Genomic DNA, 13053 nt, shown 5'->3' with positions numbered 1-13053 from the left:
TTATGAAGAAACTACCTTTATCAAATATTCAAAGAGCATATTTTATGGGAAGAGATGACTTACTGGAACTGAATGGGGTATCAACCCATATATATTATGAATGTAAAACCAAGCTCGATTCTAAGAAATTTGAAACAGCCTTTAATAAAGTGATAAAAAGCCAGCCAATGTTAAGGGCTGTATTTGATAATAAAGGCTATCAGATTATTCTTGATGAGGTACCGGAATATCATATAGAAGTGGAGGATCTGAGGAAAAACAGTATAAAAGAAATTGATGGTTTGATGAAAATGCACCGTGAGCAGATGTCGCATAAAGTATTTGATGCTGCAAAATGGCCGCTTTTCCAGATAACCTTTAAAAGAGTAACGGATGAAGAAAGCATAATGACAGTAGGCTTTGATTTGCTGATTGCAGATGGGAAGAGCCTGGTGGATATGTTCGGAATGGTAATGGATCAATATGATAAGGAAACGGTTATATTGCCGCAAATGGAAAAGGATTTTGAAGACTATATTATTTTAAAGGAAGAAGAGAAAAAATCGGCAAGATATAGAAACAGCCGCGAATATTGGTTATCTCGAATAGAGGATATAGCAGATGCACCACATGTTATAGAAGGAAATAATTTGAATGTAAAAAATGTCCGCTTTGAACGCTTTGAACACTTTATTGATGCCGATAACTGGAACAGAATAAAAAGTAAATTAAATCAACAAAAAATAACGCCAACAATTGGCACCTTGTCTGCCTATTGCGCAGTAATGGGATACTGGTCGAATCAGAAAAAGTTTACAATTAATACACCGGTATCAAGTATGTTCAGACGTAAGAAAGAAGCCAGTTTGATTATAGGCGACTTTACAGAAGCAATGCTTATCCAGGCAGAGAAGTATGAGCTTAATAAGAATTTTTCGGATTATATGAAAGAGGTGGAACATTCTTTTCGTGCATCCTACAAACATAATACATTTGATGGGATAGAGGTCATGAATGCCATTAGGAACCGAAAGGCAGAAAAAGTTATTATGCCCGTGGTTTTCACCAGTATGCTTTTTAAGGAAGACAGTTTTTCTAATATGGAGAGGGTTGGAGATATTACCTATGGTATCAGCCAGACCCCACAGGTCTATTTGGACTGCCAGCTCATGGAAAGAAGAGGCAGTTTAAGCATAACATGGGATTATGTTGAGGCGTTGTTTGATAAAGAAAAATTGAATTATATGTTTAAGCAGTTTGTTGACATAATTTTAAAGCTGCAAGAGGATGAAATAGATTTAGAAGATATTTTAACGATTCCTAAGAAGCAGAAGATAGAGCTCGAAAAGTACAATAGTACGGAAGTAGAAAGACCGGCAATGAATCTTGGCTGTTTATTTGAAAGAAGTTTCCATAAATATAGTAATCTTATGGCTGTCAAGGATGATGAAAAAGAGCTTACCTATGCTCAATTGGATCAGTGGTCCGGTGCAATAGCTGCATTTCTTAATGAAAAAGGTATTCATACCAACGACAGGGTCGGTATCCTATGCCATAGATGCGTTGAAACAGTTGTGAATATGCTGGGAGTTATGAAAAGCGGTGCGGCATATGTTCCCATTGATCCTAATTATCCGGAAGATAGGAGGAACTTTATTTATAGTAACAGTTCGTGTATTTTATTATTGGATAGGGAGATGGCCATATCATGTAAAAATGGTAGAACTGCAAAAGCCAGTTTTGCAGCGCCGGAAGATGTTGCTTATGTGATATATACATCAGGAAGTACCGGAACACCGAAAGGAGTTATCATTTCCAATGATGCAGTATGCAATACGGTATTAAATATTAATTCACGTTTTTCGATAGACAGTGAGGATAGATTGCTTGGTTTGGCATCTTTTGGATTTGATTTATCAGTTTATGATGTTTTGGGAGCGTTGTCCTCCGGAGCTAAGCTGATAATCTCGGAAAATCCCCAAAATATCAAAGTAATAAGGCGTAATCTGGCAGAAAATAATATTACATTTTGGAATTCAGTACCTGCAATCATGGAATTATTTGTTGATTCCGTTGAGGAAGATTATGTTAACAGGAACTTGAGATTGGCTCTCTTAAGCGGAGATTGGATTCCAATAAACCTGATTGATAAAGTACGAAAGCATTTTCCGTCTGCGAGAATAGTCAGCCTTGGTGGTGCTACGGAAGGATCTATCTGGTCCATCTATTATGACATTGATTGCTGTGTTGACGGGATGAGAAGCATACCTTATGGTTACCCGATGGAAAATCAGAAGATGTATATCTTAGATGAAGCTATGAAACAATTACCATATGAAGTTGAAGGTGAAATATACATTGGAGGACGTGGTGTTGCGTGTGGGTATGAAAATGATAAGGAAAGAACAGACGATACCTTTATCAAACATCCTGAATTTGGCTGCTTGTATAAAACCGGGGATTATGGCAGGATGATTTCGAAGGGGTATATGGAATTTTGCGGACGAAAGGATAATCAGGTAAAGATCAGGGGATACCGGATTGAACTGGCGGAAATAGATAAGGCTATATCAGATATTGACGGAATAAAATGTGCGGTAACAGATGTCTATAATAATGGAACAGGCGGGAAGTCGTTGGTTACTTATCTGGTTACAGAGGATGAGCGGGAAGGTGGCAGCCGGATAACCGGAGAAATAGATAGGATTGCCAGGGAGGAATGCAGCCGCCTGGATTCAGTCTATGATTTTAGATACATTGAAGAAATAAATGCCAGCCTTGAAGAAGCCTGTACGGCCAGCATGATAAAAACATTATCAGACTTACATGCGTGGGATGATGTGAGCGGCAGCACGAATGTCAGGAAAATCATGAAAGATAATAATATCCCGGAAAAGTTTGAAAAGCTTTTAACAGAGTGGATGAATGAGTTGACAGAGGATGGTTATTTCGAAAAAGCGGCAGACCAATACCAGTTGATAAAGGAAATAGCAGATAATGCGGAACAGCTGTGGAATGCAGAGGTTTTCCAAGGGGCGGCCGGTGCGGTGGATATTTTAAATAAGTTCATAAAGGAAAGCTGTGACAATCATTTGAAACTGCTGTCAGGAGAGGTTAATGCATTATCCCTGTTTTTCCCAAAAGGAGAAACCTACATTGCTGAAAGCATGTACCAGAACAATCCTGTATCGAAGTATATCAACACGGTTACCCAGAGGACTTTACTTCATTATGTCAGCGGATTTGACCAGAAAAGGAAAATAAAAATACTTGAGATAGGAGCAGGAATAGGAGGAACAACCGCGGAGATATTCGAAGAACTAGGAAACTATAACGTTGAATATACGTTTACGGACGTTACAGATTTGTTTCTTACAAATGCACGGAAATTATATGGCGGATTTGACTATATAAAGTATTCCATGCTTGATATTAATTCAGATTTTCAAATCCAGGGTTATGAATACGGATATTACGATATTGTCATAGCTGCAAATGTGTTACATGATGCGGTGAATCTGGATAAGACCATTGGTTACATCAGTAATATTCTGGATAAAGAGGGACTTTTATTTTTGGTTGAAGCAACCAGGAATTTAAGATCACAAATGTCCAGTGTCGGATTTATTGAAGGATTTTCAAGCTATGAAGATGAAAGGAAGAAAACGAACAAGCCTTTGCTGGATAAAGAGGGCTGGAATAGAGTTTTAAGTGCGAATGGCATGAAAAATGTGAGGGCCTATCCTGTATCCGAAAAAATAGAGGATTCCATATGGCAGAGCCTGATTATTTCACAGAATGGATATGGCAGGATCAATGTAAGACCGGACTTCATCCGGAATACAATTGCCGGAAAACTGCCCGAGCATATGATTCCTGTAAGATATTTAAGAATTAATGAGATTCCGCTTTCCAACAATGGTAAAGTTAACAAAAAGCTGTTGTTAAAAATAGATGACAACAAGATTTATCATATTCATGAACAGCCTAAAAATGATATGGAAAAGATGCTGGTGGAAATATGGAGAGAGGTTCTTAATAAAAATGAAATAGGCGTTAAGGATGATTTCTTTGAATTGGGGGGAGATTCATTAAAAGCGATTAGTATTATAGCAAAAACAGAAAACCAGGGATATGAGTTGAAAATAGCAGATTTGTATAATAACAGGACTATTGAAAAAATAGAAAATGTTATAATAAAAGTAAGTAACAGTGACAGATATGAGACAGAAGATTTCGAAAATGAGATTTTGTTGGAATCTGATGAAATGGAAATGATCTTGCAGGCCCAAAACAAATAATGAAATAGTGAAGCTTATTCTGTAATTTGACATAAAAAATTAAAGTGTTATAATAAACTGATAATCAGTGAAGAGAGGATGGGAATAGATGGACAGGCATTTATATGCTGATTGCTGCGATGAAACACTTGTGCATGAAGGGGTTATTGAAGAGGTAAAAAGTAAATATCCCAACGAAGAAAAATTATACGATTTAGCTGAATTATTTAAAGCATTTGGGGACACAACAAGAATAAGGATTCTATATGCTCTTTTTGAAGCTAATATGTGCGTATGCGATATTTCCGAAGTGCTGGATATGAAACAGTCCGCTATATCACATCAACTGCGTGTTTTAAAACAAGCCAATTTGGTAAAAAGCCAAAGGGATGGAAAAAGTATTATATATTCACTAGCGGATGAACATGTAAAAACTATGGTGGAACAGGGTATGTCACATATATCAGAAGGAAAATATATATAATAATTGGTGAAGCATGACATCGGTGGATGCAAACTTGCTTTGAAAGATATGCATGATAAAATCAATGAAGAGGTGTGTTATACTAATAGATATTCTACACTACAATTAATAAAAAATAGTATTTAATTAAGAAACGGTATATCCTGAAAGTTTGAATAATCAGACTTTAGGATATGCCGTTTTTTAGAAGGATAAAGTGATTACATGAGATGATTTGTAAAGGGGACATGTGCTATTTCAATTGTAATCAGGTCAAACAAGACCATAACAGAATCTTTGTTTTCGAATAATGGCGAATAATTCAGGCTTATAACGAAAATAATACAATTAAAACATCAAAAGGCAGAAATAAATTGAAAAATTAACAATCAAATTTGTAAATATGCAGATATATAATACAGATATTGAAATATAAGCTAGTTTAATAATTATTATGCAGGAGCAATATAAGCCAAATGAAACTAAAAGACATATATAAGAGAATAAAAGTAACGATATTGAATTCTTATTATTCATATTATTATTATAATATAGAATTAAATAAGAAATTAATATTAGTGGAGTCTAAAAGTGGCGGCGATCTGGCAGGAAATATGTTCCATATATTATTGGAATTATCAAAACCGGAATACGAAGATTATAATGTGTATCTATCTGTATTAGAAAGCAAATTTGTATCAATACAAAATCAATTAGATAAATATAGTATTAAGAATGTAAAAATGATTCGTACCAATTCATATAATTATTATAAGTATTTAGCAATGGCTAAATACTTATTTACTGATACTGCTTTTAACAGATCTTATGTGAAAAAAGAAGGACAAATTATTACCAATACATGGCATGGAACACCTCTTAAGAAAATGGGACGTGATGTTGATGATAGAGCCTATGCAATAGGTAACGTTCAAAGAAATCTTTTATTTGCAGATTATTTGATCTATCCAAACGACTATATGAAAGAAAAGATGATAGATGCGTACATGCTAAAAAATCTATATGATGGCACTATCTTAAATGAGGGCTATCCTAGGAATTCAGTATTTTTTCATAAAGAAATCGGAGAAGACATTAAGAGAGAACTTGGGTTAGAAGATAAACAAGTGTTCATCTATATGCCAACATGGCGTGGAACGCTGGTAAAAAAGAATACAGAACATTTATTAGCAGTAACTGAATATCAGTTAAGGCCACTTGATAAGGAATTAAAGGACAATCAGGTATTGTATGTGAAATTACATCCATTTGTAAGTAAAGATGTAGATTATTCAAAATATGAACATATTAAACCTTATCCGGACCAATATGATACCTATGAATTTATGAATATGTGTGATTGTTTAATTACGGATTATTCAAGTGTATTTTATGATTTTGCTAACACCAGGAAAAAAATCATATTGTTTGCTTATGATGAAACAGAGTATCTTAGGGAACGCGGGCTTTATGTTCCTCTAAATAGTCTGCCATTTCCTGTGGTTAAATCTGTGAAAGATTTAGTATATGAATTAAATTCACCAAAGAACTACGATGACACACAATTCTTAAATGAATGTTGTACCTATGATAGTCCGGGAGCTGCAGGGCGAATTTGTAAACATGTAATCAAAGGAGAAAAAGAATGCAGGGAAGAGAAGCTTCCTAAGAATGGCAAAGATATTGTTATTATCTTTGATTCCGCATTAGCAAAGAATGGCTTAACAACTTCCCTTTTAAATCTTTTTAATAATATTGATTTAAAGAAAAGAAATTACATTGTTACCTTTAATGAACAGGCACTTAGAAAAGCACCATTACGAGTTGCACAGATTCCGGAAGAAGTTGATATCTATCCAATGAGTAGTGGTGAAAGCTTTACGTTATTAGAAGCAATAGCATATATTCTTTATTTTAAACTGAATAAAGAAAATGGATTTACAGAGAAATATTTAGAGCGGCTTTATAAAAGAGAATGGAAGAAACAGTTTGGAGTTGTACATTTTGATTATGCGATACAGTTTGCAGGATATGAGAAGAAGGTAATCAATTTATTCCAGAGATTTGAGGGACACAAATCTATCTATGTTCATAGTGATATGGTTGCTGAGATGAAAACAAGAGACAACCAGCATTATTTGACCTTAAAAAATGCGTACCAAAAATATGATAAAGTAGCAGTTATTACAAGGGATATTGTACCTCCAACCTTAGAAATAAGCGGGAGAGAAGATAATATTGTAGTAGTAAGCAACTGTCATGCACATAAGGAAGTTATCTGTAAGTCAAAGGAACCATTAGCTTTTGATGCTGATACTAAATGTAATATCACAGAACAGGAATTGAAAGAAATATTAGCAACTGATAAAAAGAAATTCATTACCATTGGACGATTCTCTCCGGAAAAAGGCCATATGATGCTTATGAAAGCTTTTGAAAAATTTAGTGCAAAATACAGGGATGTATATTTGATCATTATTGGCGGCCATGGTGTTCTTTACAACCAGACTTTGGAATATGCGAATAATTCAGAAGAAAATATTATAATAATTAAATCTATAAAGAATCCAATGCCAGTTTTAAAGCAATGTAATTTTTTTATCCTATCTTCTTATTATGAAGGCTTAGGATTGACTTTATTAGAAGCAGACGCACTTGGTATTCCAACGATGTCAACCGATATTCCGGGACCACAAGGTTTTGTGAGGGATCATGGCGGATATCTGGTAGAAGCCAGTGAAGATGGTTTGGAGAAAGGGATGATTGCTTTCATGAAGGGTGTAGTGAAGGCAATGAATGTGGATTATGATAAGTATAATAGAAAAGCAGTTGAACAATTTGACTCACTATTCAAATAGATTGAAAAGCATAATTCACACGTCATATCGGCAGAATGGAGTTTACTATGAAAATTGGAATTATTACGTTTAACAGTGCTCATAATTATGGTGCTGTTTTACAAGCATGGGCTCTTCAGGAATATTTAAAAAGTGAAGGTCATCAAGTAAAAATAATTAATTATAGATTGCCGGCAACAGATAATTTGTACAAATTATACCAGCCAAGAAACCCATTTAAACATGAAAAATTAAACGAAGCAGTTCATGCCTTACAATATTTAAAGAAGATGAAGACAGAACCCAATAGGACCAGAAAATACCGTGAATTTGAGAGATTTATTAATCGTACTTTAAATACAACGAAACCTATTTCTAAATTAGCTGAATTAAAAAAAATCAATTTTGACTACGATATTATGATTGCCGGAAGTGACCAGATTTGGAATGGAGGGTTAACGAGAGGGATTAATCCTGCATATTTATTAGCATTTGGTAAAGATGAAACAAAACGCATTTCCTATGCTGCAAGTATAGGCAGAGACGAAATACCAGAAGTAGAGCATACTTTATTCGCAAGATATTTACGTGATTTTGATTATATCTCTGTGAGAGAAGAAAAGGCTAAAGAAGCAATATCGAAATTAACGGATAAGGAAGTTACTGTAGTACTGGATCCTACCTTACTTTTAGAGAGGGAAATGTACGATAAATTAAAGAAAGACCCGAAAGTAAAGCAGGATTATATCTATGTTCATAATGTACACATTAAGAAAGTAGACAAAAGATTGAATGCAATGGCGGAAGAAATGTCTAAAAGAACGGGACTTCCTATCGTGCATAATCGTGAAGACTATGACTTTACCAATGAATTGAAGAAATTTACAAATGGCAGCCCGGAAGAGTTCGTTGGATATATCGCTAATGCAAAATATGTTATTGCCAATTCATTCCATGGAACAGTATTTTCAATTATTTATCAAAGAGATTTTATTACCGTACCTCATTTCCAGAATCCCGAGAGGATGAGACATCTTCTTGGTTCTCTGGGTATAGTAAATCATATGATTGCAACCCCGGATGAATTACCGGAAGATTTGGCTGAATTAAATATTGATTATGATGCAGTGGAAAAAGCAAGACTTACACTTAGAGGAGAGTCGGTTGGTTTCCTTAAAAACGCAATTGAAGGGCCAAAAACATCGAATAGGCCAATAACTGAGAATGATAAATATTTTGATACAAAGGATATATATTCCTGCTTTGGTTGTAATACATGCAGGGATATCTGTCCTACTTCTGCCATAACTATGATAGAAGATAAAGAAGGTTTCAAATATCCGGTCATAGATGAAGAGAAGTGTATTCATTGTAACATGTGCAGAAAAGTATGTCCTTATGGTAAATACAAGCATAAAGAAGAAACAGTTAATATATTCCCTAAAGTGTATGCAGCAATGCATAAAAGTGATGAGGTACTTGAGCAAAGTGCCAGTGGCGGCATGTTCACAGCAATGTATAAAAATATTATTGCTCGTGGCGGTAAAGCAGTTGGTGTGAAATATACGGATAACATGGAAGTCATTTATGATATCGCTGAAACTGAGGAAGAATGTCAAGCATTTCGTGGTTCTAAATATGTTTTTGCGGATAGCAGTGAGGTAAAACCACGGGTAAAAGAATTACTCAGAGAGGGAGTCCCTGTTTTATACTCCGGGAATCCCTGTCAGATAGCAGGGCTTAAAAACTATCTTCGTAAAGATTATGACAATTTATATACTGTTGAAATTATATGCCATGCAGCTGCATCTCCTAAAGTTTTTCGATTGTATAATGAATATTTGGAAAATCTATATCATTCAAAAATTATCGATTTTGAATTTAGGAATAAAATTCGCGGATGGAGTAAACCGTATCTATGTGTAAAATTTGAATCTGGAGAAGTGCTTTTAGAACAATCTTCAAGAAATAATTTCAGAAGAGCATTTTCTGATGATAATATCCAAAGACCTTGCTGTTATACTTGCGAATTTGCCAGTCCAAAGTTGGGAGTGGGAGATATCACCATAGGAGATTACTGGGGGATTGCGAAACAACATCCGGAGATGGCTGATGAGAAAGGTGTTTCAATCATTAAAATTAATAATGAACACGGATTAATGTTCTTTGAAGAGTTCAGGGATCAGTTTAATCTCACCGAATCAACTTATGAGAAAGCATATGCAGCTAATCATAATAAGCCTATCCCTTTAACTATAAAACGTAACCAATTAATGTCGCAGATAGATGATGTTGAAATTAATAAATTATTACAAAATTTCAATCGTCTAAAGAAAAACCTAAAATAATTTATAGAGTTAAGATATGGAAAAAGCGGCCTGACCAGGGCCGCTTTTTCTGAAAATCCATAAAACCCCTGTAATATGTTGGCAGTATATAATCTGTTGTGTTATAATATAGCAAATCCTACGGAAAAACTGACGATTCCTGGAAAGCTGTAGTTTAACTGCTTTAGGAGGAGTGAGTCAGCGGATGGAACAACCATAGAGGTATTCAAGGCTATAGAGGTAATGATGGAGAAGCAGGTTGGTATGCTAAAGGAAAATACAGTTTAAGGGAGAGATAATATGGATGTAAGAAATCTTAACTTAGTTAATAGAGATACGAGAGTAATTCCTAATTATAGTGTAAGCAAAAAAGAGGCTTCGATACGTCTTTATTTTAACAGAGAAGGTAAGGTACTTATTATCGGGCGGATAGATAATAACTATATCCATTGGGCCTCCTTTACCAATACGGATGACAAGGAGCTAAATGCAGCAATTTTTAAATATATTGCAGACGAATCCATTGGATTTGAGATGGTGTCCAGTGAAAGAGCAATTCTGGAGTTTATTAAGGTTCCTTATGATGCATTGGATATCTGGTACCGGACAGAGCTTTATCGGAAGCGAGAGGAGGGTGCGGGGTGGGAGACACCTTTCGGCCATAATTACGGAAAGAACGCGATTGAGCTTACCGCCAGTTCTTTTGCCTATGATGTCTCCAAACATTTAGATGTTTTGCTTAGGAGATGCCGCTTCAGAGAAGCTAACGGGTTATATGAATCAGTTTTAGATTACTGTTTGTGCGAATTGTCAAAGGATGGAGGGAATGTCTTCTACTATGAATGCGTTGTGGATTTAATTTCGATGCTGCAGCAGGAGCAGTATCTTATTTTGTCTGATCAGGAACAGATTAGAGAAAAATATTTTCGCTTCCGTAAAGAGGTGAGCAGATTGTATAATCAATGCCAGGCTGCAAGCCGCTAGTAAATTTTCAAAAAGGAGGAGATAAACTATGTTAACAAACCGAGACAGGATACTGGGCGGCCTATGGGGATTATTGATTGGTGATGCTTTAGGGGTTCCATATGAATTCAATGGACCGGAAAACTTGCCGGGCTTAGAACAGATAGAATATCAACCACCTATTAGCTTTGTGAGATCACATTCTGGCGTATTGCCGGGTACATGGTCAGACGATGGAGCACAAGCACTATGCCTTCTGGACTCCTTACTTTCATGTGGAAAAATGGACATAAATGATTTTGCATCAAGACTTCTGCAATGGTATAATTGCGGATTATGGGCCGTAGATAACAAAGTTTTTGATGTAGGGAATCAAACAGCCAGAGCGTTAATTGCATACAGTAATGGGAAACCGCCATATGAATCCGGCAATATAATTCCTGACGGCAAAGGAAATGGTTCTCTCATGAGAGTTCTACCCCTCGCCCTATGGCATAAAGGTACAGATGAAGAGCTTGTTAATGATGCGCATTTGCAATCACTTGTTACTCATGGACATATTTGCAATCAGGTTTGTTGTGCCCTATATTGTCTATGGGCTAGAAGGCTTCTGGAAGGGCATTCCATAAGTGAGGCCTATAGTTCGGCAGTTTTAGGACTAAGGAAAATTTATAGCGAGGATTCAAAATTTTACTATGAACTTGAATGGAGTATTCGTCCTGATGAAGCACCCATAGGAAAAGGCGGAGGCTTTGTAGTAGATAGCTTGAGAAGCGCGAGAATGGTTTTGGCATCGGATAATTATGAACAAGCTGTAAAATCAGCCATAGCTTTGGGTGACGATACAGATACAACAGCTGCCATTGCTGGTGGACTGGCAGGTATATACTTTGGGTTTGATAACATTCCAAATAGATGGTATTCGGAGCTTCGGGGTAAGGAAATGGTGTATACGTTAATTGATAAGCTCTTCTAAATTAGCGTATGAGGAGGTAGTAGTCAGAGCTTTGACAGGGTACCCAACAAAACATATACTTTGGGAGGTCTGGATGGATATACGGGTTCTAAGATATTTTTTAGCAGTTGCCAAAGAAGGGAATATAACAAAAGCCGCTGAAAATTTGCATATTACACAACCAACACTTAGCAGGCAGATGATAGAACTTGAGGAAGAAATGGGTACAAGTCTTTTTATTCGGGGGAAGAGACAGATCACATTAACAAATAATGGAATCCTGTTTCAGCAGCGTGCAAAAGAGATTGTATCATTGATTGATAAAACAGAACGTGATATGTCAGAACAAAATGATTTAGTAGGGGGTGTCATTTCTATCGGGTGTGTAGAATCAATAGCTTCCCAGGCCCTTCCAAAAGTATTGGCAGAGTTTGTCAAGGTACATCCAATGGTTAAATATGAATTATACAGTGCAGATGGTGACGATATCCGTGAGAAAATAGACCGTGATGATATTGACATGGGCATTTTATTAGAACCAATTGAAGCGGCAAAGTATGATTATATTAGACTCCCTTTTTATGAACAATGGGGAATAGTGATGAAGAAGAGTGATCCATTGGCAAAGAAAAAAGCAATCAGTGTTGAGAATATTTTAGAAGTACCTCTAATAGTTCCAAGGAGAACGATTGTGCAAGATGAAATTGCAAAATGGCTTGGGGTAACAAATGATAAACTTAACATCGTTGCGTCTCATAACTTACTCACAAATGCATTACTGTTAGTTCAAAATGATATGGGATATGCTATTTGCGTAAGGGGTGCTTACTCAATTCGCGAAACGGATAATATATGTTTTGTTCCTTTTGAACCGGGAAAAACAACAGGACATGTTTTAGCATGGAAGAAGAATCAAATTTTCAATTCAGCCACATCATTGTTCATTCAGTTTCTTAAAGACATATATTAGGTACCAACTTGATAAACTGCTCTTTTAACTTAAAAAAATAATCTTATTATAGAGTCTCGTACATTAGGAAAATAGAAATATTTTTAATGTACGAGTTTTTTTGTTTGATTAACAATACATAATAGGCATGGTAAATAATTTAAAATAGGTATTAGACATTTTAAAAGGATGAATTTAATATAAAGATAGATGATAAAGGAAGTGAACAAATAAAAGAAAGATTTCCAGATGGATATAAATTGGTTGTGTAAAATGTTTCAGATTAAAAAAATAAATCCC

General features: G+C 35.6%; 7 protein-coding genes. All 7 read left to right on the top strand.

Going from position 1 to position 13053, the window contains the following annotated elements:
- Nucleotides 1-2: 2 nt before the first annotated feature.
- The 7 genes from BUF11_RS18020 (at nt 3) to BUF11_RS17990 (ending at nt 12774) form a co-directional block, all read left to right on the top strand.
- Nucleotides 3-4280, top strand: coding sequence for a non-ribosomal peptide synthetase (locus BUF11_RS18020; RefSeq protein ID WP_073590261.1), 4278 nt, complete (start codon nt 3-5; stop codon nt 4278-4280).
- An 88-nt stretch (nt 4281-4368) separates the two neighbouring features.
- Nucleotides 4369-4743, top strand: a complete 375-nt coding sequence (locus BUF11_RS18015) for an ArsR/SmtB family transcription factor (protein WP_073590260.1) — start codon at nt 4369-4371, stop codon at nt 4741-4743.
- A gap of 455 nt (nt 4744-5198) precedes the next feature.
- Nucleotides 5199-7580, top strand: coding sequence for a CDP-glycerol glycerophosphotransferase family protein (locus tag BUF11_RS18010; RefSeq protein WP_073590259.1), 2382 nt, complete (start codon nt 5199-5201; stop codon nt 7578-7580).
- 47 nt (nt 7581-7627) lie between these two features.
- Nucleotides 7628-9907: a polysaccharide pyruvyl transferase family protein gene (locus tag BUF11_RS18005; protein WP_073590258.1), complete on the top strand. Its 2280-nt coding sequence runs from the start codon at nt 7628-7630 to the stop codon at nt 9905-9907.
- A gap of 279 nt (nt 9908-10186) precedes the next feature.
- The gene (locus BUF11_RS18000) at nt 10187-10870 is read left to right on the top strand and encodes a hypothetical protein (protein WP_073590257.1); all 684 of its coding nucleotides are present in this window, start codon (nt 10187-10189) and stop codon (nt 10868-10870) included.
- 28 nt (nt 10871-10898) lie between these two features.
- Complete coding sequence (locus tag BUF11_RS17995; RefSeq protein ID WP_073590256.1) at nt 10899-11825, top strand: ADP-ribosylglycohydrolase family protein; 927 nt, start codon at nt 10899-10901, stop codon at nt 11823-11825.
- A gap of 73 nt (nt 11826-11898) precedes the next feature.
- Complete coding sequence (locus tag BUF11_RS17990; RefSeq protein WP_073590255.1) at nt 11899-12774, top strand: LysR family transcriptional regulator; 876 nt, start codon at nt 11899-11901, stop codon at nt 12772-12774.
- Nucleotides 12775-13053 lie beyond the last annotated feature (279 nt).

Origin of the sequence: Anaerocolumna xylanovorans DSM 12503 (assembly GCF_900143645.1) — a bacterium.
GTDB classification, from domain to species: Bacteria; Bacillota; Clostridia; order Lachnospirales; family Lachnospiraceae; genus Anaerocolumna; species Anaerocolumna xylanovorans.
The sequence above is the reverse complement of the archived record's forward strand: the minus strand, read 5'-3'. Positions and strand labels throughout refer to the sequence as shown.

What these genes read in the sequence shown, in the direction of transcription:
- BUF11_RS18020 (WP_073590261.1), top strand. Translation starts at nt 3, where the DNA reads ATGAAGAAACTACCTTTATCAAATATTCAAAGAGCATATTTTATGGGA.
- BUF11_RS18015 (WP_073590260.1), top strand. Translation starts at nt 4,369, where the DNA reads ATGGACAGGCATTTATATGCTGATTGCTGCGATGAAACACTTGTGCAT.
- BUF11_RS18010 (WP_073590259.1), top strand. Translation starts at nt 5,199, where the DNA reads ATGAAACTAAAAGACATATATAAGAGAATAAAAGTAACGATATTGAAT.
- BUF11_RS18005 (WP_073590258.1), top strand. Translation starts at nt 7,628, where the DNA reads ATGAAAATTGGAATTATTACGTTTAACAGTGCTCATAATTATGGTGCT.
- BUF11_RS18000 (WP_073590257.1), top strand. Translation starts at nt 10,187, where the DNA reads ATGGATGTAAGAAATCTTAACTTAGTTAATAGAGATACGAGAGTAATT.
- BUF11_RS17995 (WP_073590256.1), top strand. Translation starts at nt 10,899, where the DNA reads ATGTTAACAAACCGAGACAGGATACTGGGCGGCCTATGGGGATTATTG.
- BUF11_RS17990 (WP_073590255.1), top strand. Translation starts at nt 11,899, where the DNA reads ATGGATATACGGGTTCTAAGATATTTTTTAGCAGTTGCCAAAGAAGGG.